Below are 22,238 nucleotides of genomic sequence, written 5' to 3' on the forward strand. Positions count from 1 at the left end.
GCACGGATGCGATTCAACTCGCTACTGCAATTGTGAAGGATTCACATTGCACCCCGAGCCCTTTTCGAAACGCCAAGGCGACGAACAAGACTGTTCGGCAAGTTCTCCTTAGTTGCAGACGCAAGGATGCGTCCGCCTTGGCCCCTTCAATTGCCACGCATGGATGCCGCAATGGTCAAACGTTCTGCCGACACCGCTGCCAATTTATCAACGATTCTTTGGGCCGCATTGGGTTTTCTGGCTAAGAAACGCACCGACAAATCGCTACTGCCCGTTGAGACTCCGACGAAGGTCGACGTCACCATCGAGGGCAAGATCGGACGCAAGCAGATCTGCGAGCGGGTTATCGGATATCTAAATCTTGGAACCGATGGCCAACGATCGGCCACCAGCGCGGCCGATCCGGTGCGCGTGACCGCCCTGCTGCTCGCACAAGTCCCGACGGAGAAACGGGCGGAAGTCATTGCAGGAATCATTGCGGTGAAAGAAAGCACATCACAATTACCTTCGGTGCATGAGACCTATATCGAACAAGCCGATCAATTCCTGAAACGTCTAAGATCGAGCACGATGGCCACGGTCAAAGGTTCAGTCACGTTCGCCTTGAACAAGCCCAAACCCAAGCCAGCCGCTAAAGCGAGTAAGTGAATGCGATTCCCACCGCGAGCGTTGTTGGCCTTGGTCCTGGTTGTCTCGATTGGATGCGATGTCGATCGAGTTCCCGAGATGGTGGCCTACCCAGCGCCACCACCGGAAATTCCGGTCGCCAATCTTCCAGCCAGTCTGCGGCAAACAAACTGGGAGCATTCCGGCAACGGCCAAGGATCATGCGTACACGCGAGCTCGTGCAGTCACTTCCGCTGGCAGGGTAAGCAGTCGCTCGCAGCGGCCTGGCGTCGAGAGTACGCCGGTGGCGAAACGGCCTATTCGATCCTCACTAAATGGCGAGCCGAACAAATCCCCTTTGTGTTCACCGAGAACGGAGAGCCAAGCGTCTTGGAGTGGGCGAGTGACACGCGTCGTGGTGCCATCATCTGGTACTACCCGCAGCACTGCGTCACCTTCTGCGGATTCTCCGAAATGAATGGCATCGAATACGCGTTCATTCTCGACAACAACCGCACCGGTCAATTTCTGGCGATTGAAAAACATGCTTTCCTCCGAGCTTGGCGAAGCTACGGTGGTTTCGCCGCCATCGCCGTGTTCACCCCCACCGGACCATTGCCATGGCCCGCCTACATTCCCAAAGGAACCTGAGTCCATGAACGGTTATCCGAAACAGCACAACGTGATCCATCTCAGCATCGGAGCTGCCACGGCGGTCGCACTGTGTGCGATCATCGTCGGTGGATCCATCATCGCATCGGCCTACCAACCGGCGACGAGTGAAGACTCGCGACCTGGCGTACTGCCTCGCTTGGGAGTGACCGGCCTGGCTGGATCCAGCGATTCGATGGAAGCGGCCTACGGTCCAGTGAACAAGGGGGCCCTCAACGAAGCCAAGCAGGGGTTATTCGATCGCGTGCGAGCTCGCCGAGCCTCCCGGATGAACAGCTGCTGTGCTCCGCAGCCTCAGGCAGTGCAGTACGTGGCCACTCGCTACGTGATTACGGGGCCCGGTTACTCGAGTAACCCGGTACCGCTCCCCTCGGGACTCTCACAGCCCGTTTACCGGCAACCGCTCAACGCGCCCAATTGTCCAACCTGCCCACTGGAAATTGCTCCCAGTCGATCGCCGTCGGACATTCGAGGCGAGTCGATCGAAGACACTTACGGACCACTCAACAAGGCGGCCCTTGGCGAGCGGAAGCAAAGCACGGTTACCAGCTTGCTAAGTGAGCCGGGAGACGTGGGCGAGCTGCCCAGCAGTCTGGGACCACGGGTGGATCCAACCACGACACTCGATCGACAACCGCTGTATAAGCCCACCGAGGCGGAACAGCCCTACCTGTCGACAGAATTGCCGAATCCAACCAACGCCGACGGCACGATGCGAGTTGTCACCGAAGCGGGCATCTTGCCACCGCTAGAACGATTGCCGATTGTTGCCGCTGGCATCCCAGACAGTCCGCCGGTACCGGCGACAGCACTGCGGATCGTGCCGAGCAAATAACGGTCCCGGCGGCGATCGTGGATCGTGCAACTTCCCCCATCACAGGATTCGCCGTATGCGTCCCCCATTCAATTGCAAAACCGTATTGGTCCGAAGCGTGGCATTGTGGCTGATGTCGCTGCAGTGTGGCCTTGTCGTGGCCCAGAACGTGCCAGCCGACCCAGCGGATGCTGCGCGTCCGTATTTGTCCATCTTCACGCATCCCGACTACGCGGCCCGCCCGCAAGAGGCGGCCCTAGTGCGAGCAGTGCAGGGTGGCGAGCTGCTGCGGTTCGCCCAGTCGAGCCACTTCAAACATTACACCTCGTCCGATCCGATCTACCGCGACCGGTTCTCCACGATGTTCCCGACCAGCACTTTCCCAATCGTGTGCGTCCAGCGAAGCGACGGGGCGTATTGGTACAAGGCGAGTGGGAACCGTGTGCCGACCGATGGCCGTCAGTTACTCGACGAGATCAAGTACTACGTGGCTTTGGATCCGCAGCTCAATCCGTCTGGCGGTACCGCCGAGTCCGGGTTGAAAACGCAGATCGGCTACGAGTATGAGCAATGCGGTCCAGATGGTTGCCCGCCTCGGCCCGATACTTGGCTGCCCAACGTAAATCCGCAGCTGCCCGATTCGTCCGATTTTGTGCAAATCAAAACGCCCGTGCGCGATTCCATGGCGAGTGGTGTATCGACGCTGTTCGCAGTACTCGCCTGCGGATTTCTGTTGTTCGTCTTGGTAGTCAGTGCCATTGTCCTCTTTCTTGTTAGGCCCAAATAACATGACGTCCCTAATAGTTGGTGGGTCTGCACTCGCCTTTGGTTTTCTGTTGCTGGTCGGTGTGGCTGTCATCGCCATGCGAGCCTTTGTCACGCGTTCGAAGGCAGCCGGAGTCAATCCGTTCGATGGGCTCGACGCACGGGAGATCGAAGCCATGCGGCGTATCTTTCAAGAGATGCGACAAGCCGAAATCGAAGTGGGACTGCGGAACAAATTGCTGCAAGCAGCTGGGCCCACGGGCGATGTGGCTGCGACTGCTCAGCCAGCACGTCCGGCAGCCGCCGCCGTGGCTGCCGTCAAACCGACCGCCTAATCGGAATCGATCGGTCGGACAATTGTTGCGATGCGGATCCACCAACAATGAAACTGCATGGCCAAGAAAAAGGCGGCCGTCAAAACGCTCCCCGCGAAAGCGGCCAAGAAGGCACCTGCCAAGGTAGCCTCGCGATCTCGCACGTCTACTCCCAAGAAACGGCCGTCGCCCAAGGAGCAAGTCAAGACGACGGCCGCTACGAAAAAGGCGGCTCGAAAAAAAGCCGCTGCGAGCGAGTCTAAGAAAACCAAGCGGGCTGGTGCCAAGCGGGTATTCTCTGGGGCCACCACCGACGATGCGTGGATCCAAACGGCCGATGCCTACGCCCGTCACAAGAAGCGAGCCGGAGAGCGGCAAAAGCAACTCTCCGAAGATGGTCGGGACATCGCTGGCGAAATGCCGCAGGTCACCGATCCCAAGGCCCGGGCGCGCGTCTCCAAGTCGCTGCGTAAATTCTGCGACGAAGTTTTACCTGAACGGTTCCACCTAGGTTGGTCCGAAGATCACCTGACCGCCATCAAGAAGATGGAACGGGCCATTCTGACGGGTGACAATTTTGCGATCGCTATGCCCCGTGGTACCGGCAAGACAACGCTGGTCATTGCGGCCGTGCTGTGGGCCATTGTCTCCGGACACAAACGCTACATCGCACTGATTGGCGCCGATCGTGATGCGGCCACGAAGCTGCTCGACGGAATCAAGGTCGAACTGGAAACCAACGATCGTCTGCTCGACCTGTTCCCGGAGGCTGCCTATCCGATTCGCCGCCTCGAGGGAATTGCCAACCGCTGCCGTGGCCAGCTGTACCAAGGCAATCGAACCTACATCCGCTGGACTAGCAAGCACATCCAGTTTGCGAACGTGCCCCTGCGTGGCGAGGTTCCTGAAGGTGGACGTACCGCCAGCATGGCGGTTGTGGAAACGGCAGGCATCCGTGGCAAGATCCGTGGCATGCAGCAGGCCTTGCCCACCGGTGAGATTGTGCGGCCCGATTGTTTCGTGGTCGATGATCCGCAAACCGACACCTCGGCCAAATCACGGACGCAGGTGAACTCACGCTTGAATGTGATCACGGGAACTTGTCCCGGTCTGGCTGGTCCGGGGGAATCGATCTCCGGGTTCTGCACCTGCACAGTGATCGAACCCGATGACGTGGCGGACCAGCTGCTCAACCCCGAGAAATTCCCAGACTTCCATGGTGAGCGTTTTCAATTGGTCTACGAATGGCCAACGGAGACCGAACTGTGGGAGGAATATGGCAACGTCTATCGCGAGTCGATGGCGACTGAACTGGGAATGGCCCCTTGCAATACGTTCGTGAAAAAACACTGGAAGCGGCTGCATGCCGGTTCTCGCGTGGCGTGGGAAGTGCGAAAGCGGAAAGACGAAGTTTCACCGCTGCAGCATGCCTACAATTTGCTGCTGCGTTTGGGCGATATGTTTTGGCAGGAATACCAGAACAAGCCCAAGGGGGCAGACGATGCCGAGGACCTGCTCAGCGTCGACGAGATCCAGGCCAAGGTGAACGGCTACCCGCGTCTGATCCTGCCACCGGTGGCCAACCTGGTCACGGGATTTATCGACGTGCAGGGCGAATGCCTGTTCTACTCAGTGATTGCGACAGCTCGATCGAGTTTTGACGCCTGGCTGTTGGACTATGGGACCTGGCCTCGGCAAACGGCCAAGTACTATTCGAAACGCAAACTCGGCAAGCGTCTCTCCCAAATCTACAAGGGGCGTGGCCAAGAGGGGCGCATCCGACAAGGGATCATGGATTTGACCGCGGATCTGGCTACCACTGATTACACGATGCCCGATGGCCGCACGTCGATGCGGATCAAGCGGCTGGGCATCGATGCCGCCTGGGGCAAGTCGAGCCCGATCGTCTACGCGTGCGCCATCGAGTCGCCTCACCGATCAATCATGCTGCCCACGTTTGGCCGTGGTTTGGATGCGATGAAAATGCCCATGGAGTTCTGGACGGCCAAGCCGGGGGAAACGCTGGGCGTGGGCTACGCGATCCGCCCTCGACCTGGCGGTGGATTGTATGCACTGCTCGACAGCAACTATTGGAAGTCATTCGTGCACGCACGCCTGGCGGTACCGATGGGCGACGCCGGTTGCTTGTCCCTGTTCCAACCGGAGATGATCACCACGCATCGATTGATTGCCGAGCACTATCGGTCGGAGACTCGATCGGAAACGAGCAACGGTAGCCGCGTGGTACACATCTGGACGTTGCCCGATAACAAACCCGACAATGATTTGTTCGATGCAACGGCCGGAGCCATGGCAATGGCCGGGATTGAAGGAGCCAAATTGGCCGATCTAACGGTGCGGAGAGCTGCGAGCAGCTCAAAACGCCCCAGACGACGTACCACAATCAAGGCCTAGCGATGGCAAAAAATGCGGCACCCCGAAAACGCAACCCCGTTCCTCCAACGCATGAGGAGATTTCACATCATGAAGCAATAGCTCAACTTCAGAATCTACTACGACAAATGCAACAGCGCAGCGCGGCCTACTACGCAACACCACGGCGTGGCATTACCGACGCTGCCAAGACAAACGCACTACCGATCGACTATGAGATTCCGATCAGTGGTGCCAAGGAGGTGTTGCAACACCTCGCCTCCGGAAAATTGAATGTGGTATCGCAGCCCCTTCTCGAATGGATCGTCGAGCGGTTGCGCTAGCTTACTCACTTGATGCACAACATGATGAACGGACTCCCATGAATACCAATCAACTCTGCCCCAAATGCAAAGAATCCTCGGTTCTCGTTCCCATCACGGGCAACCGCTGGGACTCTTACCACTCACGCGCCGAGATCGCTCTGGACTGTATCGAGGAAGGGACCATCGACGCCGTGATCACGGATCCTCCCTACGGATCGGGAGGAACCACGGTTGCGAAACGACTGCGTCCCTCTTCGGAGAAGTACCAGAGCAGCGATCGAAAGGAAAAACTCCCGGACATCGATGGCGATGCCATGTTGCCGGAGGCCTGGATGCGAATGATGACCACCATCTTCGACAAGGTCCGCAGGGCTTGCAAGCCAGGTGCCGATCTACTCGTCTTCTGTGACTGGATGAGTCTCACTCGCTTTATCGAAGTGATCGGGGCGGCTGGACTGCATGTCCGCAGCGTCGGTGTCTGGGACAAGGGACGTTGCACGCGTCCGAACCGCAACGGCATGCGGAACCAAGTCGAGATGATTCTCCACGCGCGGCGATCGGGCAAAGCGGAGCGTCAGAAAGACATCTACCTCAATGGCGTTTTTCAGTATCCGACGATGCGGAACAATAAACTGCATTTGACGCAAAAGCCGCTTGAATTGATGCATGAACTAATGCAGCTGGCACCTCCGGAAGGAATCGTGCTCGATCCGTTCCAGGGATCGGGAACCACGGGTGTGGCCGCCTTGCAAACGAATCGACGGTACATCGGTATCGAATCGGTAAAGCACTACCACGATATTGCCGTGCAGCGATTGCAAGAGTTCAGTACCCCGTAGTCAGACCACTATTTGTTTTCAGCTTAGACAAGGATGCCCATGGCTACTCGCAAGAACCCCGCGCCGAAGAACCCGACCGCTCCTCGGCGCCGCAACGGGAGGCCCAAAGGGTCGAAAGACATCCAACGCGACGAGGTCGACGTCATCGGATCGCGTTGCAAGAAATGTGGATCCAGCCTGCGGACTCCCTACGCGAATGATCCAACGCGGATGGCTTACCCCGGAGTGGATCCCATCACGGGCAAGCCCTACACGCAAATCGTGTGGCGACGGACGCAGTGTCGGGATTGTGGCCAGCACCGCATCGACAAGTGCTATGAAAATCTGCCCAAGAAGAGGTCCCAGCAATCATGAGCCCCACCGAAATCAAAGCTCGCATTGATGAGATCGATTGCATCCTGCAGTCGGGTGCCAAGTCGGTCACGGTCGACGGTGTGACGACAACTTGGGATCACGACAGCCTACGCAGCGAGCGTGGGGACCTGGAACGCAAGCTGTCCCCCAAGACGCGTCGACGTCCGTTCATCCTCAAGCCTCGCTTGGGCTAGGTTTCCATTTTTTGTCACAGCTTTACGTATAGATAGTTAGATTGCCATGGTTACTGCAAACGCCGCTCATTTCGTTTACGACGTCCCATCCACCGGACCGGTCGAACGTGGCAGCGGTGGTGGCCAATTCTCCTACGATGCGCTGGAGGCCAAGGGCCGCCGCAAGGCGGCTCCCAATAGAATCGTCCGGGAAGATGTCCATGTTAGTGCGGGCAAGCGAACCAAGCTGCAGGCGAGTGCCCGCGACCTGGCTAAGAACTTTTCCATTGCCGCTTGGATGATCCGCAGGCACTTGGATTACTGCGCTAGCTTTACCTTTCAAGCCAAAACGAGCGATCGCGGATTGAACAAAGCCATCGAGCAATTGATGGAAATCCAGTCCCGTCCGCTGGCCTGCGATCGCGGTGGCCGATTCTCGCGTGAGAAGATGTTCCGCCAGGTGGAGGCCTCCCGAGTACTCGACGGCGACATTGGCATGCTGCGCTTGCGCTCCGGCCACACGCAGCTGATTGAATCGGATTGCGTGCGAGATCCCGAAGCAAGTGAGAAGAAACGGAGCGACGATCGATTCGAATGGGTCGACGGTGTGCAGGTCGACTACGCCGGATTGCCTCGTCAGTATTCCGTGCACGGTCGCAAGAAGGGTGGCCGTGGCTACGAATTCCGCCGCACGGTACCCGCTCAGAATTTTCTGCTGTATGGATTCTTCGATCGTCCCGCTTCGGATCAAGTGCGGGGCATCTCGCCCATTGTCGCCGCTCTGAACAACTTTCGCGACGTCTATGACAACATCGACTACGCCCAAGTGAAAATGAAGATTACGCAGTTGTTCGCCCTGGCACTGCTGCGGAAGAGCGAAGCCCAAGGGCTCAACGAAGCGTTGCCAACCGCTGGGGAACAAGCCGTACTCGATGGCGAGGCCTGCGAGGAAGACGTTTCCAGGCCCCGGGAGTTCGATCTATCGGGCGGACCAACGGTACTCGATCTCGACACCGACGAGAGTGTGGAAGTGATCGAGAGCAACACTCCCGCTACTGAATTCCAGAGCTTCATTGAGATTGTCCTGGCCGTGGGTCTGAAGTCGCTGGACATCCCCTACAGTTTCTACAACGAGCGATTTACCAACTACTCTGGATCCAGAACGGCCTGGCTACACTACGAACGGTCGTGTGGGGATCGCCGCGCCGATCAAATCGAAGCTCGCAGACGGTGGACGCTATGGCAGCTGCAGCGGTGGATTGCCGATGGCATTTGGACTCCGCCCAGTGGCCAGACCATTGCCGACATCAAGTTCGAATGGATTCCCCGAGGGATGCCATGGTGGAAGCCGAGCGAGGAAATTGTGGGGGACATCAAGGCCATTGGGGCCGGATTCGACAATCCCGATCGCGTCTGCCGCGAACGCGATCGAGGTGATCCACGTGACAACATCGATGCCACGCTGGAAATCATCAAGTACGCGATGGACCAAGGGAAGGCAGTCATTGGCCCGGACTACGAGCACAAGCTCAATTTTTCCGCAGACTTCGGTGTAGGGGCACCCGAGGCGGCGGTGTAGTTGCCAACTACTCGCGTTACCAATTCTTTCTCGGCAATTGCATCTAGCGAAGGGATTGGGTAGTACGGCACACTGGTCCGCATGAAGAAATTCGACCCATCCAATCCGACCCAAGCTCCCGCCGATGCGTTTGCATTCGCTGCGAGTGAGTGCAAATGGGAAGCTGCAACCGAGCGCAAAAACGGCCTGCGACGTATGCCGGTCAACGTGTTGGCTCGTACCGGTGCACCCGTTTACCATTGGTATTGGGATTCGATCGTGCACGATTTCGAGGGGCTGGTTCACAAGCCCAAGATCGCGTTCGACTATCGGCACGATCCCAATGAACCAATCGGCGTGGCCGATAAGTTCACGGTTAACGATGCGGGACTGTGGCTCGATGGCGAGTTGATTAGTCGTGATCCCAAGGACGAAGCGGCCAAGATCATGGATCTTGGTCCCGCTGGCATTCCTTACGAAGCTTCGATTCACTTCAACCCTGCCACGGCGGTGATGGAGTATCTACCCGAAGGATTCACCACCACGGTCAACGGTCAAGAAATCGCGGGTCCGCAAGTGATCGTTCGCAAGTGGGAATTGCTCCGCTGTGCGTTCTGCTTGACCGGCGTGGATGGCGGATCGCAAGCCAATTTCGAAGCGGGGGAAGATTCACCCGCCCTGTTCTCCCTCAATTGGACTGATAAACCAATGACTAAAACCACTCCAACCACACCTGCAACTGATGGCAAAGAGACTGAAGCGGGCAAGCAATCCACCGATTCTCAAAAGCCTGAAACGTCGGCGACTAAGACCGAAGGAACTCCAGTCGATCGAGCTCAGTTTGAGAACGAGTTCAAGGCCCAGCTGGGCAAGTTTACCGCCAAGTTTGGCGCCGCCGACGGCGCCGAGTACTTCAGCCAGGGACTGAGCTACGAACAGGGGCTCGAAAAGCACTGTGCGAAGCTCGAACAATCCGCCAAGGATGCGACGGTCGCTCAATCGACCGCCGAGGACAAGCTGGCGAAACTCGATCTCGGTGAAACGCAGGGCGTGGATACCGGTACCGGAAAGGGCAAGCAGGGGGCCAAGTTCGAGGACCTGTTCCGCTCCGCAGCTGGGACCGAAGGCAAGAAGTAGTTCTCACCTGCAGTCGAGCGGCAACAACTTACTGATTTCAACTCACACAAGGACCGGGGGCTAGGATGGCCGATTCACTAATGACGCTCGCCGACATCGCGTTACTAAACGATGTCAGCGTGGAGGACTATGGAGCAACGGATATTTTCCTGGATGCTCCCGTGTTGCGGATCCTGCCCGCACAAACTGCGAGCCACGGTACTGACCACAAGTACTTGAAGCACGTGACCGCTCCAACCGTTGGCTTCCGTGCTCCCAACGCCGGTCGCGATCACAGCAAGACCGGACGCGTGTGGGTGACCGAAACGCTCAAGATCTTGGATGCGACCTTCCACTTGGACGCGATGATTGCCAAGAGCAATCCCAAGGGTGAAGCCTTCGTGATGGCCATGGAAGCCATGATGCACTTGCGAGCTGCGATGAAGGCTGCCGAACGGCAGATCTTCTACGGTACCGCCGAAGATGCCGGTGGTTTTCTTGGTTTGGTGGACAACGTTGGACTGAACAAGATCGATGACGCCATGGTGCTGACCGCTGGTGGTACAAGCACCGGTGTGTTCGGTGACGTGTGGATGATTCGGGCGACGAGCGATTTCGCGAACTGCGCCGTGATCCTGGGCAATAGTGGCAACATTGCCATCGAGCCCTGGGAACGGCAATTGGTTTCCGATGGTGATGGGAAGCAATTCCCAGCCCTGTTCCAAGAGATCGACGGATGGCTTGGCCTGCAGGTTGGAGGGGCCAAGAGCGTGGCCCGCCTGGTCAACCTCAATCTGGCGGACGGGGCTTCGGCCAACACGCTGACCGACGATTTGCTGGCCAACCTAATGGAATTGTTCCCCGAGGAAGCGCCACCCACGCATATCGTGATGAACAAGCGAGCTCGCAAGCAATTGATGCAGAGCCGGACCGCGACCAACGCCACCGGAGCTCCTGCACCATTGCCAACTGAGTATGAAGGGGTGCCGATCGTGACAACCTCGGCTTGTTCCACGTACACAACGGCCGTCGCCGCTTCCTAAGCAGGAACTGGATCCACCATGCCCAACGCCCCCGCGCTAACTTTGCAGAAGCTGCTTTGGCGGACTCTGCTGAAAACGCGGGGCGTGCTGGTGACCTACAAGGCTACCGGGTTTGTGATCGCTGAATTGAAGGTGGTGTTTACTCGCCCAGGCGAGGATCAAGTAGACATGAGCGACAACTTTTCGCTCGTGTCGAAACAGTGGGACGTGTTGATCGATCCTGCCACGTTGATCAATCCAACCGGGACACCCATTGAACCGGAACTCGGTCACGTGATCACCAAACTCGACGGCACGGTTTACCGAGTCCAGTCTGGTGATGGAAGCCGCAATTGTTGGCGTTGGTCCGATGGCCTGCAGACCTGGCGTAGAACTCACACGGTGATTGACTGATGCCCACCCCGATCCAAGAGCTGACAATCGCATTGCAAAGTGCGATCGCCGCCGAGCTGTCGATCGTGATCGAACGGCGCAAGATCGCTTATTTCACTCCGGGTGAAGTTCGCGAGGGAAAATACATCATCGTTGGCATTGGCGAGGACACCAATGCCAAGCGTGGGATTGACCTGCTCGACCTGCAGGTGGATCTCGGGTACCAGATCGCATTGCCAGAACCAACCGAATCCAATCCGGATCCGGCCAACAATATCCCCTGGTCGGACGAGCAGGAGCAAAAGGTCGATGCCATCAAGCAACTGTTCCGGCCCGATGGTGCACTGCGCGACAGGGCGATCGCTGGGGTAAATTACCTCCGCATGCAGAACACACCAATCTACCGACCGGACATGCTGCTCGACAACCAAATTTTTACCAGTGTGATTCGTTTGGAATTCCGCTCCGAAAACGAATAGCTCCAAGGATGGAACCATGACTACAGGCAGAACGTGCAAGGCGTATGTGAACATTGGCGGTACGCTCGCCACACCTACGTGGGTTGAGATGAAACGCATCAGCAACGTTGCACGTCCCAAGGGGCGTGGAACTAGCGATCGCATGTACCGCGGTGCCAAAAACAAAAAGAAGGTCACTGGCTACCGAGAGTTCGGATTCTCGTTTACCTACGTCCCAGCTCGAGCTGGATCCGCAGCGGCTACGGCCGACACCGTGATCACAACCCTGGAGGATTCGCTCGACAACGAAACGATCCTTGACGTGTGCTTCATGGATGCGGCCGTCACGGGTGATGCCGTAGGCGTGCGGGGCTATGTCCAGGTGAGCAAGTTCGATCGCAAAGAGGATGACGAGGACTCTGTCACCTACGACGTCGAACTGGTCGAGGTCGAAGAGTACGACGGGGCGGGGGACTTGGTCGAAATCGACGCCTACGAAACCACCGAGCCGTAAGCGGATCCACTGACCGAGTTGCGGCCCTCCATTTTTCAGAATCAAAGGACTCACAGATGAAGTTTACCATTGTTCGTGTCGCCCAAGTGTTAGCCGCTGCGGCTTCTGGCCAACTCAACAAGGAAAGCAGCGTTGACACCGTGATTCAACGCAATGCCGAATGCCATCGCGATTCGGCACCCGGCATGAAACTGAATGTCAGTGCTGCGGTTGCAGATCGCGTCAAGCAATTGACAGGGAGTGCGTTCGCAGAGCCAGTCCCCAGCCTTCCACCGATCCCTGAGCCGGGATTGCCCGAGACGAATCCTTCAACTGCTGAATCGAAAAACGTCCCAAGCGAACCAATTGTCGCTTTTCCTGAGACGGCAGAAAAGCCAGCCGCCGAAGATGCGGCCGACGACACCGAAGCATAAAGCAAGCCATGCAGTACCTCACTCCCATCGCCGTCCGCCGGTTGCGAATCGCCGCCGCACGGTTACGCACTGGTAGACGTCGCTCTGGGAGTGAGCGTGCTGTATGGATTGCCGCCAAGAATTATCGCCGAGCTGCTCAGTTCGAACCCGACGAAGCACCTGAAACCATCGAGCTGCCCAAGTCGCTCGTCGACCTAGTCCAAACTCTAACCCCGGAACTTGAAGATGACAGCGGACACATCTCAGCCCCTGAAGTGGAATGACGGAAGCGGCCAAAGTTGGTCGACAACGATCGCACTTTCCGACGCCTTGCGGTTAAAGCAAGAAATGGCCATCGACATTCTGGATCCAAAGAGTGTCGAAGTGATCTTTGGAAGCGATCTAGTCCGCAGAACGGAGGTCCTGGGGGAACTGGCAAGGCCCCAGTGGGAAGAGGCTGGCATTGCCTACACCGATTTCGCTGATCTGCTGCTGTCGGGTCCAACGACATTTGTCGATGCGAGTGATGCACTACGACGAGGACTCAGCGATTTTTTCCGCCGAGCCGGCCGCGAAGATCTCGCCATCGTCGCCGATCGAGCCTGGAAGGCGATGGAAGCCGGAATGCAGGTCAGCGTGGCCAAGGCGAGCGGGGAGAAGGTCGGCAAGATCCTGCAGGCCGGGATCGATCGAGCCGAGGCCGACCTCGACAAGGAACTCGATCGAGCCCTCGCGACACTGCAGGCCCCCAGGATCGCTGGGAGCTCGTCTGGCAGCTCGCCGGGATAACGGGGCTAGATTGGCGACCGATGTCGCTGCGAGCGTTGCTGGCCGCAGCACGGGGACGCCAGGCCCACGATTGGGATATGTCCATCCTGATGCTTTCAGCCTGGCAGACGGTCAACTTTCGCGACAATCCATTTCGCCAACGAAAAAGCTCCGCAGGTAGTTTCGATGTGGCTGCTCTGCGGCGCGAGCACAAACGACGAAAGCGGAAGACCTAGCCATGTTGACTGTCACCTCACAAATCAAAGATCGATTCTTCGACCGTCAAACGGTGATTGAACAAATTAGCCGTGAGAACGTCCGCAGGCTGGGTCGCATGGGTGCCTATGTCCGGCAACGAGCACGGACGGACATTCTGCGACGAGGTCGCAGAACGCGAGTCAGAGACCCCGGCCGCAACAAGCAGAATGGACGATTCACGCGAGGCAGGGCAGGACGCAGTTCCGCAGCGAGCGGACGGCCGCCTCACGTTCACTCGCGTGATTCCGTGGCGACGCTGCGGAATATCCAGTTTGGACTCGGTGCCGACGATGCGTCCATCTTGATCGGACCATTAGCACTCAACGGCAATAAACCTCAGGGGAGCGCCGCCAAAACAATTCCGGAGTTGTTGACCAAAGGTGGCACGGCACGAGTTCCCAAATACTCCTTTGACAATTCCGTTTGGTACACCGGCAACTATTCCCAAGCACCTCACCAGCGATCGGTCACAGCTCGCTACAAGCCTCACCCGTTCATGGGCCCAGCACTCGACAAAGAGATCGCCGCAGGGACTGTCGATCGAGTGTGGAGTGCCTCCGCATTTTAGGAACCGACCATGGCAGCCAAAGACATCGAGGCGGGTAGAGCTCACGTACTGATTCGCTTGAGAGATCAAGTCTCGGCCGGACTGAAAAAGACCGAACGGAACTTCGCCAAGTTCGGACGTAGCTTTGCGACTGCAGGCCTGGCACTCGGAGCTGCTGCAGGTGGTCCGCTGGTCCGCGTGATGCAAGTGTTTGGCGGGTTCGATGCTGCCATGGCTCGCGTCTCGGCAATTACCAATGGCACCACGGACGAACTAGCGAAGCTGCGTGCCGAGGCCAAGCGTCTGGGAGCCACAACGCAGTTCAGTGCCACGCAGGCTGCCGAGGGAATGGTTTTCCTCGGGATGGCTGGATTCAATACCCAACAAGTTCTCGCTGGGATTGGTCCAGTGCTGAATGTGGCGGCTGCCGGGATGCTGGAGCTTGGGCGAGCCGCGGATATCGTTTCCGATGCCACGACGGCTTTCGGCCTGGCTGCCGAGGATACCGGACGGGTTGCCGACGTGATGGCCAAAACTGCAACGAGCTCGAATACGTCGATCGAGCAAATGGGAGAGGCCTTTACCTACGCTGCAGCCCAGGGCAAGGCAGCTGGACAAACCATTGAGGACGTTTCGGCCGCTCTCGGAGTACTTGGCAACTCTGGACTCAAGGCGTCCATCGCTGGAACCGGCGTGCAAGGCATTTTCAAGCGACTGGTACAACCCGACGCATTGGCCATGCTGCGTTCCATGGGAGTATCCCTGGCGGACTCAGCAGGCAATATTCGCCCGCTCACGGCGCTGATGGCAGACTTGCAAAGAGCCACCTCCCGAATGACTCAGCTCAAGAAGCTGCAGACCTTCGAGGAGCTGTTCGGATTGCACTCGAAATCTGCGATCATTCTTTCGGACAATGCTTCAGCACTCGAACAGCTGACTGGCAAGTTGTACAACGCGACCGGAGCGGCAGATTCGATGGCTTCCAAGATGCAAGACTCGGTCATGGGCCGTTGGCTTGGTTTCACCTCTGCGTTCGAAGCGATTCACGTTGCACTGGGGGAAGCGTTCAAAGGTCCCACACAATCGGTGCTGGCGTTCGGTGCCACGTCCATGCGTGTGATTGCAGCGTTTATCGATGGCAATCAAACGCTTTTTAAAACGATCGGATTGATAGCAGGCGGCATTGCTGCAGTTGGCATCGTGCTGACCACCATTGGCTTTTCGTTTCTGGCAGCCTCGTTCGCCGTCGGTGGTCTGGCAACGGCGATCAGCTTTCTGGCATCTATTATTGGCTTCGTCTTCTCGCCACTTGGCCTGGCTGTTGCCGTGCTCATTGGCCTTGGCATCGCAGCCTACCAGTTTCGTTCCCAACTCGCTGCAGCATTCTCCTCGGTGGCCGAGTACTTCCGACCACTCATAGACGGGATAGGCCACGTGTGGGAGATCTTCAGTGAAACGTTCGGTGCAATTGTGGCCGAACTGCAGGGAGGAAACCTGGGCAACGCTGCGGGTATCGCATGGCTAGGGTTTGTGGCTGCAGCCTGGCAGGGCGTGGCCGAGTTGGGTGGGGCCATTGATGCTGCTCTTGGTTTTCTGCAGGCCTGGATTCCTGGCGTGGACAACGTACGCACCTACATCACTGGGGCATTCGCATCAATTGGTCAATCGATCCTGGCCGGGCGGTGGGACCTGGCAGGAGCGATTGCAATGACGAAACTCAAGTTGGCAGTTGCCCACGGTTGGGGAGCGATTACCAACGTATGGGCAGGTGCCATGACGGGCATCGGTACCATTTGGGATTTCACTATCTACGGGTTGCGAAGTACTTGGAACGCACTCGCCACAGCAATTCGCGCATCGGTGTTCATCATCACTGACGTCTTCACATCGATTATTGATCGACTTGATCAGCTTTGGACTTCCTTTGCCTCAACAGCAGCACGAATTGATGCATGGATGACCGGAAGCAAAATGCACTCGAACTTGGCAGATAAATACACCAGTGATTTTGCAGCCAGAACCGCCGCTCGCAAAGCAGCTAGCGACAAAGAGCGAGCTGCGATCGGACGCTCGCAGCGAGAAGGGCAAGCCCGAATCGACAGTGACCTGAATCGCCGCGTAACCGGACGTGTTCAATCGGAGCAAGGCGTCAACAATCGCAATCAAGCACGGCAATCACAATTGCGGGCTGAAATTGCCAATCTTGAAAGGCAAGCTGCAACGGCCTACGCTGGCGCCGGAGCTCCAACGATTGAGAACGTCGCTGCCAAGGCTCGCGAGGATCTGCGCCAAGCGATCGCAGATTCACAGAAGCAAGCCCAAGCGGGTACGCAAGGGAACGGCCCAACCAATGCAGCTCTGCGCAGGCAAGCTGGCGTCGGTGGTGGACAGCTCGCCAAGATCACCAGCTCCGGGACGTTCTCGGCGGCCGCTGCAGCTCAGGCACTCGGTTTCGACACGCGACCTGCAGAGCAGACCGCCAAGAATACAAAGAAGATTGTGCAGCTGATCCAAAACAACCGGGGCGGAGCCCTTTTCACTTAATGGAGTCGGACACCTATGGTCACAGGTATTGTTGCAGTGGTGATGGTGATTATTGGGTTGGCGGTAGGTGCCTATGGTTGGCGTTTTGTGTGCGATGCCGAATTGGCGGACCTGCGTACGCTACTCAATCGAGCGGTTGCAGATCGCATCGATTCACGTAAGCAACTCGAACGCGAGATCGCTGAGTTGAACAGCACTGTCGGCAAACGCAGCGAAGAGGTTATGCAGCTCCGCAAACGCATCGCCAAAGCAGAGACGACAAACGCATCCTTGCGGGAAGAACTCACAACCAAGTCAAGCAATATCGCAGACCAAAAAAAGTTCTTGGGCGACTTGTCCGCCAAGTTTGGCACCATCGCCGAAAAGCTCTAACCCAGAATAAACCATGGCCATCCTAGTCCGAGAGATTGCAGGCATGAGCGGTTCCGAGGGAGCCGACGAAGCCTCTGCCACGCTAGTTTTCGACGTGAAAAAAGGTGCAACGGATTCCATGGCCGCTGTGCGTGCTGCCGTGGTCTCGGAAACACCTGCGACTTTTGACGGACTCGATCGAACCAAGTTCACTTGGCGCGAAGAAGAGGAAAACCTGCGGCTGATCGTCAACGTGGATTATTCTGCTCGCTTGCCGGAATCCACCCTGCGCCGCTCGTTCGACAGCACTGGCGGAACTGTTCGCGTGTTCACTTCCCTCGATACGGCATCGTTCGTGCGACCTGGTCGCACTGCTCCCAACTTCCGCAGTCTGATTGGCATCAAGGATGGTGATCCCGAGGGAGTCGATAAAACGGTCCCCGCACTCAAACTGAGCTACAGCTACAAGTGGCCCAGCAACGTGATCAACAACGCGTATATAAAAGCATTGGCCGGGCTGGTTGGCATGACTAACTCCGCGACCTGGGACACGTACGGAGCGGGCGAGCTGCTGTTCTTGGGTGCGAGTGGTGAAATCATCCCCAACGTCCCGACTACGATTAGTTACTCCTACGCAGCCTCTGCGGATGTTACTGGCCTGACGATCGCCGACATTACAGGCGTCGCCAAAGGCGGGCATGATTATCTGTGGGTGGCCTACGAAGAGGAAGCGGACGCCACTGCCAAGAAAAAGATTCGCCGTCCCCTGGCGGCCTATGTCGAACGCATCTACGGCCGGACAGCTTTCTCAAGTTTCGGGATTATCTAGTGCCCCAAATTTCAAAACGCAAGCCGGGAGATCGCTCCATCCCCGCGACGGATTGGAACAACATCGCAGATGCGATCAACGGTGGCGTGGGGCACCGTCCACCGCCACGGGCTGGATTCTACGTTCCCACGGTGTTGGTGCAAAACGACACCGGCGCAGACCTGCAGGCATTTCAATGCATCTCCCTCGATGATCCGTTGTTTGCACTCGAGACAAATGGTTCTGTCGATTTGATCTTCTCCGGAAAGGCTGCCGATCCCGATAAGCCAGCAGCAATTGTGACCGAGCCTATCGCACATGATGCCTCCAACAAACGCTGCGGCCGTGCTTGGATCTACGGGTTGGCTTATGCACTGGTGGGCCCAGCCGCGTCGGCATCCGATCTCACCGCGGCTCCGGAAGCAGCGAACAAACGCCTAGCACCTGGTGCCGGTTCTGTGCAGTTGCTCGCAGCCCCGAGCACCACGGTCGAAAAGCTGCTGCCCGTACTTCTGGGAGCTGCCAGCGGTGGTGGAGATAGTCACTACCTATTTACACTCACATCCGCCATGAGCAGTGGCTACGGCACCGCCACAATTCGCTCCATTTCCGATTCAGAAGAAATTGAGACCGGCGCGAGCGTGGTTGATACGTTGGGGCTATTCGATGGACTGGCCAGCGGAAAACGCGGGATCTGCATTAAGTCGGGGGAAGCCTATTACGCTATAGGCCCGTACGTTACAGCGGTGCGTTGGGACGATCCGGATTTAGAGCAATCGAAGGACGGCGGCGATACGTGGGAGAATATCGACACAGCCGAGGACTGTAGCTAGTGGCCCATTTAATGAAAGTATCGGGACATTTGGCCAGGACCGACAGCGGGCATTTAGCAAAATGCGCTTGCCGGTGTTGCGGCCAAATTACGTTTCCGAGTTTCTCAGAATTCTATAATTTCCCGTGCAATGGTTGGACAGGAGGAACCACCACCACAGTAGCCGGGCCAGAGGCGGCAATCGATGTTTGCCTAGGATCGGGTGAGAAGGTATTGGGATATATCGAGGTGACAAGGCGGGGAGAGTGGAGTAAGCCGGGCGAGTCGGACACGCTATGCGAGCAGTACGACAAGTGGGAGCTAAGAATGTTTGCGACAGGTACGCCCCCCGCACCAACCGATTGTTGGGTTAGATATGAGGTAGTGGAGTCTACGGCTACCGGTACAGTACCACCAAGCCCACTAGACCCGGGAGCGTGCCATTTCGGAGGGTGTGTGCCAGCCGAAACGGTAGGCTCTATTGTCACTCGACACGCTACCGATCCTATAGAGGGTTGGATATTTGAATTCGAATTTACCCCATGCGAATAGCTTGCACGGTGATTGCCGGTGCCAGTGTGGTTGGCTATTCCGAGTGCACGATATCGCAGCGATCACGCTACCATGCCCACGTTGCAAGCGATCGGTAGATTGTGTGGCCGGATCATTGGGACCACGACCACCTGCAATTAATGCACCCGCCTGGACTCGGTTGCTCGCGCTGGCCAAGTCGCGCTCAGACGTTGGCATCGGTGACACGATCGAGCGATTGCTCAACTACATTGGGGGCAAGGCCTTTAAGCGTTTGCACCACCGCTATTTTGGAAAGCAATGCGGTTGCAACTCTCGACGCTATGCACTCAATCGCCGGTATCCCTATCGATAAGATTGCCCGTTGCGATCGAGCCACTATTCGCTTCACAGCGCAGAGAAAGAAAGTGTGCACATCAGCGCGGTTGTTCCCTATGGGGTCCCCCGTCGAAATCCCCGAAGGGACCCGCAAAACTATCTACACATCAATTCATAAACGGAAACGCAAAACTTCGCCTTGAGCGCCCAGCCGGATGAGCATTTGACGGCGTGGCATGGGACGTCTCCACTCTTTCCAGTAGCACATGCGAATGGGTCTGCAAATCCAACAGTCCAGGTGAGCGAAGATCCTCAGTTGGAGATGCCGGGGATGCAGAATTTACTCACCACCCGATGGAAGATCAATTTGAAGATTCCTGAATCCGGCTGCCGCATTCAGATGGAATTGTGTTCGAGGATGTGGATAATTGGGAGCAGTTTAAGGATAATTGCGTACTTCGCCCTGGGATAATACCTATGAAAGTCGCATTATTCTCATTGACCAATGATAATAACAAGTTCTGCCAGTTGAAGGCGATGTCACCGCAATGTCGATGGAGACGTAAATGAGACGCCACGAACTTACTGCGAACGCCATTCTCCATTTCCCAATTCTACTGATTCTCGGTATCGCAATTGCGACCGCTTGGCCCGTCGATATGGTGATCGTGGCGTTGATCTACGGTTGCGGCGTCATCGATCTTTCCTACGCCAAACTTCCGCAAATACGACACGGCGTGCTCAATTCGTTCGGACCAAAACTCGTTCCCGCAAATCGCCGTTCGGCATACTTCCGAGCTTACCGAAGACTCGGTTTCGGTTTTGCATTCCACTGTCTTGTGCTGGTACATTATTTCACTGTTGTCGCACCGTAGCGACGCGCAAAGAAAGCAGAACCATCACATGCACCGAAGCCGGGCTTGCGGGGTCTTACAAATGGAACATCGACTGTCCCGGCTCGGTGATGTGTAACGTTCGCCCAATTGGTAAGCCGCCACAGTTCACTGCACGGCAACAAATTAGTCGCGTATGGCTGATGAAGACGATCAGAGCACCGACCACATCATTCGACTTGCGAATAGCGACGTTGGTGACGCGATATCGGGCAAGATTGGACGCTCGCTGACAAGCGACGAATCGCAAGCAATTGCTGCAATCATTGGCACCGAGCATTTTTGGGCCCGTGCTGAGGAGCTCTTGATGTTCGTGCGGCACAAGGCCGCCGGAGACGTTCAAAACATGGTCGCGACAATCGCAACCCGATTCCGCGAGGGCACGCTTCCCACGGACGATGACGCACACGAAAGACCTGCACGTGTGATACATTGTGACATGTGTGGTTCGACTGGCGTTTGCTACTGTATTCGCAAAGGACCTGGGACCGCCGTTGGATGCCCGCGATGCAGTGGCACCGAGAAATGCCGTCATTGCAATGGGACCGGAACGCGATGAATGGGCGAACCAAGCGATGCACCCAAGTCGCGGAGTCGTCCGGTTTGACAATGGAAACTCTTTCGCCGCGACTGGGTGATCGCGATCGTTCGTCGGCTGGACATACCTGAAGTCAATACTGATATGTCGTTTTGGGGCGAATTGGCATTGTTCTTGATCGGCACCACGCTCATTGCGCCAGTGGTGGGTAGCATCGTTGGTTTCTGGCTTCTTTGGCGCAATCGCCAAATTGCCAAAAGCGAAGGTGTCGCACGCGTTGTCGCAACAACCATCGTGGTCACCGTTGTCATTTCAATGCTCTGTCTGGCTTCCGCGATTTGGATTATCACACACCGAATTCCAATGGCTTAATGGTCTCATATCCGATGTAAGCATATTAATTGCGGCCCCGAGTGCTCGAACTGTTCCGTCGAGCGATGCGTTTGAAAGAAATGTTGCTCGGACCTGTGTTGGACGATAGACTGATCCTGAACGTCATTCGCTTCGATCACGATGTTGCCGACGAACCAAGGATTGAACGCGAGGACCGTTGGCCAATCCATTTTGCGGCGCAGCGTCCTTCGACGGTCCCACGTTAATCCCAACGTTATTTGCCTCGGATGCTCGCTTACTGATCGCAAATGGACTGCACGCAATACAAGTCGCACTATTCGGCGTTTTCGAAACTGCCACTCCCACGGGAAGTATGTGATTCTCGCGAATGGTCGGATTGGATGGACCACTTCCACGATTGCCACGCTTGCTTCGATTGGACGCTTGCACAACGAATTGCAGAACGCGGATTCGACTCACGCGATTTTCCGTGCGTTCACATCGGTAACCAAATCACGTTCGCATGTCCGGACCATCCTGACCCCGCAGACTGCCCCGACATTCTGATTTCATACTTTTCCAGATTCGACGAATATTCAATCGCTGTCCGCGACGGCGGCACATCTGCGGTCGCGATTCGATACTGTCCTTGGTGTGGCGTCGCGCTTCCGGAATCAAAACGTAACCGGTGGTTCGATGAACTGGCCGCGCTCGGCTATACTGATTTCCACGCCGATGACGTACCACCGCAGTATTGGACCGACGCTTGGTACAAAAACGGCAAATAACCATGCGGTGAACCGAAGTCGCCGGCGACCTGTTTTTTGAAATCAAAGTTTCTTGGCGGCG

31 protein-coding genes are annotated in these 22,238 nt (G+C 56.8%); all 31 read left to right on the top strand.

The window, feature by feature from the left end:
• Positions 1-171 precede the first annotated feature (171 nt).
• The 31 genes from Q31a_RS24040 (at position 172) to Q31a_RS31470 (ending at position 22,177) form a co-directional block, all read left to right on the top strand.
• Positions 172-648, top strand: a complete 477-nt coding sequence (locus Q31a_RS24040; RefSeq protein WP_145083513.1) for a hypothetical protein — start codon at positions 172-174, stop codon at positions 646-648.
• Complete coding sequence (locus tag Q31a_RS24045) at positions 649-1,257, top strand: hypothetical protein (RefSeq protein WP_145083516.1); 609 nt, start codon at positions 649-651, stop codon at positions 1,255-1,257. It abuts the gene before it with no gap.
• A 4-nt stretch (positions 1,258-1,261) separates the two neighbouring features.
• On the top strand, positions 1,262-2,113 hold the full coding sequence (locus Q31a_RS24050) for a hypothetical protein (protein WP_145083519.1): 852 nt from the start codon (positions 1,262-1,264) through the stop codon (positions 2,111-2,113).
• 55 nt (positions 2,114-2,168) lie between these two features.
• A complete protein-coding gene (locus Q31a_RS24055; protein ID WP_145083522.1) occupies positions 2,169-2,879 on the top strand; it encodes a hypothetical protein in 711 nt (236 codons plus the stop codon).
• Between the two features lies 1 nt (position 2,880).
• Positions 2,881-3,192, top strand: a complete 312-nt coding sequence (locus tag Q31a_RS24060; RefSeq protein WP_145083525.1) for a hypothetical protein — start codon at positions 2,881-2,883, stop codon at positions 3,190-3,192.
• A 57-nt stretch (positions 3,193-3,249) separates the two neighbouring features.
• Positions 3,250-5,586: a terminase gpA endonuclease subunit gene (locus tag Q31a_RS24065; RefSeq protein ID WP_145083528.1), complete on the top strand. Its 2,337-nt coding sequence runs from the start codon at positions 3,250-3,252 to the stop codon at positions 5,584-5,586.
• Positions 5,587-5,588: 2 nt separating this feature from the next.
• The gene (locus Q31a_RS24070; RefSeq protein WP_145083531.1) at positions 5,589-5,888 is read left to right on the top strand and encodes a hypothetical protein; all 300 of its coding nucleotides are present in this window, start codon (positions 5,589-5,591) and stop codon (positions 5,886-5,888) included.
• 38 nt (positions 5,889-5,926) lie between these two features.
• Positions 5,927-6,709, top strand: a complete 783-nt coding sequence (locus tag Q31a_RS24075) for a DNA-methyltransferase (protein WP_197355610.1) — start codon at positions 5,927-5,929, stop codon at positions 6,707-6,709.
• 39 nt (positions 6,710-6,748) lie between these two features.
• Positions 6,749-7,063, top strand: coding sequence for a hypothetical protein (locus tag Q31a_RS24080; RefSeq protein ID WP_145083536.1), 315 nt, complete (start codon positions 6,749-6,751; stop codon positions 7,061-7,063).
• Entirely contained in the window at positions 7,060-7,257 is a 198-nt protein-coding gene (locus Q31a_RS24085) for a hypothetical protein (RefSeq protein WP_145076601.1), read from the top strand. The genes Q31a_RS24080 and Q31a_RS24085 overlap by 4 nt, the downstream gene beginning before the upstream one ends.
• Before the next feature lie 46 nt (positions 7,258-7,303).
• Positions 7,304-8,815 carry a phage portal protein gene (locus Q31a_RS24090; protein ID WP_145083539.1) on the top strand — a complete coding sequence of 504 codons (1,512 nt, stop codon included), beginning with the start codon at positions 7,304-7,306 and terminating at the stop codon, positions 8,813-8,815.
• Between the two features lie 81 nt (positions 8,816-8,896).
• Complete coding sequence (locus Q31a_RS24095; protein WP_145083542.1) at positions 8,897-9,931, top strand: HK97 family phage prohead protease; 1,035 nt, start codon at positions 8,897-8,899, stop codon at positions 9,929-9,931.
• Positions 9,932-9,996: 65 nt separating this feature from the next.
• Positions 9,997-10,953 carry a major capsid protein gene (locus tag Q31a_RS24100; protein WP_145083545.1) on the top strand — a complete coding sequence of 319 codons (957 nt, stop codon included), beginning with the start codon at positions 9,997-9,999 and terminating at the stop codon, positions 10,951-10,953.
• Positions 10,954-10,971: 18 nt separating this feature from the next.
• On the top strand, positions 10,972-11,346 hold the full coding sequence (locus Q31a_RS24105; protein WP_145083548.1) for a hypothetical protein: 375 nt from the start codon (positions 10,972-10,974) through the stop codon (positions 11,344-11,346).
• Positions 11,346-11,804, top strand: a complete 459-nt coding sequence (locus tag Q31a_RS24110; RefSeq protein WP_145083551.1) for a hypothetical protein — start codon at positions 11,346-11,348, stop codon at positions 11,802-11,804. Before Q31a_RS24105 ends, Q31a_RS24110 begins: the two co-directional genes overlap by 1 nt.
• A gap of 16 nt (positions 11,805-11,820) precedes the next feature.
• Positions 11,821-12,297, top strand: coding sequence for a hypothetical protein (locus Q31a_RS24115; protein ID WP_145083554.1), 477 nt, complete (start codon positions 11,821-11,823; stop codon positions 12,295-12,297).
• Positions 12,298-12,353: 56 nt separating this feature from the next.
• Positions 12,354-12,710, top strand: coding sequence for a hypothetical protein (locus Q31a_RS24120; protein ID WP_145083558.1), 357 nt, complete (start codon positions 12,354-12,356; stop codon positions 12,708-12,710).
• A gap of 8 nt (positions 12,711-12,718) precedes the next feature.
• Entirely contained in the window at positions 12,719-12,973 is a 255-nt protein-coding gene (locus Q31a_RS24125) for a hypothetical protein (RefSeq protein WP_145083561.1), read from the top strand.
• The gene (locus Q31a_RS24130) at positions 12,936-13,478 is read left to right on the top strand and encodes a hypothetical protein (protein WP_145083564.1); all 543 of its coding nucleotides are present in this window, start codon (positions 12,936-12,938) and stop codon (positions 13,476-13,478) included. Before Q31a_RS24125 ends, Q31a_RS24130 begins: the two co-directional genes overlap by 38 nt.
• Before the next feature lie 20 nt (positions 13,479-13,498).
• Positions 13,499-13,693 (top strand): hypothetical protein, encoded by a 195-nt coding sequence (locus tag Q31a_RS24135; protein WP_145083567.1) that lies wholly within the window; start codon positions 13,499-13,501, stop codon positions 13,691-13,693.
• Between the two features lie 2 nt (positions 13,694-13,695).
• Positions 13,696-14,283 (top strand): hypothetical protein, encoded by a 588-nt coding sequence (locus Q31a_RS24140; protein ID WP_145083569.1) that lies wholly within the window; start codon positions 13,696-13,698, stop codon positions 14,281-14,283.
• 9 nt (positions 14,284-14,292) lie between these two features.
• On the top strand, positions 14,293-16,806 hold the full coding sequence (locus Q31a_RS24145; RefSeq protein ID WP_145083572.1) for a phage tail tape measure protein: 2,514 nt from the start codon (positions 14,293-14,295) through the stop codon (positions 16,804-16,806).
• Between the two features lie 15 nt (positions 16,807-16,821).
• Positions 16,822-17,178 carry a hypothetical protein gene (locus Q31a_RS24150; protein ID WP_145083575.1) on the top strand — a complete coding sequence of 119 codons (357 nt, stop codon included), beginning with the start codon at positions 16,822-16,824 and terminating at the stop codon, positions 17,176-17,178.
• Positions 17,179-17,191: 13 nt separating this feature from the next.
• Positions 17,192-17,986, top strand: a complete 795-nt coding sequence (locus Q31a_RS24155; protein ID WP_145083578.1) for a hypothetical protein — start codon at positions 17,192-17,194, stop codon at positions 17,984-17,986.
• Positions 17,986-18,798: a hypothetical protein gene (locus Q31a_RS24160; protein WP_145083581.1), complete on the top strand. Its 813-nt coding sequence runs from the start codon at positions 17,986-17,988 to the stop codon at positions 18,796-18,798. Before Q31a_RS24155 ends, Q31a_RS24160 begins: the two co-directional genes overlap by 1 nt.
• Before the next feature lie 633 nt (positions 18,799-19,431).
• On the top strand, positions 19,432-19,662 hold the full coding sequence (locus tag Q31a_RS24165) for a hypothetical protein (protein WP_145083584.1): 231 nt from the start codon (positions 19,432-19,434) through the stop codon (positions 19,660-19,662).
• A 529-nt stretch (positions 19,663-20,191) separates the two neighbouring features.
• On the top strand, positions 20,192-20,500 hold the full coding sequence (locus tag Q31a_RS24170) for a hypothetical protein (protein WP_145083587.1): 309 nt from the start codon (positions 20,192-20,194) through the stop codon (positions 20,498-20,500).
• Between the two features lie 154 nt (positions 20,501-20,654).
• The gene (locus tag Q31a_RS30515; RefSeq protein WP_197355612.1) at positions 20,655-21,077 is read left to right on the top strand and encodes a DnaJ-like cysteine-rich domain-containing protein; all 423 of its coding nucleotides are present in this window, start codon (positions 20,655-20,657) and stop codon (positions 21,075-21,077) included.
• 123 nt (positions 21,078-21,200) lie between these two features.
• Entirely contained in the window at positions 21,201-21,428 is a 228-nt protein-coding gene (locus Q31a_RS30520) for a hypothetical protein (protein ID WP_197355614.1), read from the top strand.
• 41 nt (positions 21,429-21,469) lie between these two features.
• Complete coding sequence (locus tag Q31a_RS24180; RefSeq protein ID WP_145083593.1) at positions 21,470-21,655, top strand: hypothetical protein; 186 nt, start codon at positions 21,470-21,472, stop codon at positions 21,653-21,655.
• A gap of 135 nt (positions 21,656-21,790) precedes the next feature.
• On the top strand, positions 21,791-22,177 hold the full coding sequence (locus Q31a_RS31470; RefSeq protein ID WP_391575344.1) for a DUF6980 family protein: 387 nt from the start codon (positions 21,791-21,793) through the stop codon (positions 22,175-22,177).
• Positions 22,178-22,238 lie beyond the last annotated feature (61 nt).

Origin of the sequence: Aureliella helgolandensis, from assembly GCF_007752135.1 — a bacterium.
Classification (GTDB): Bacteria; Planctomycetota; Planctomycetia; order Pirellulales; family Pirellulaceae; genus Aureliella; species Aureliella helgolandensis.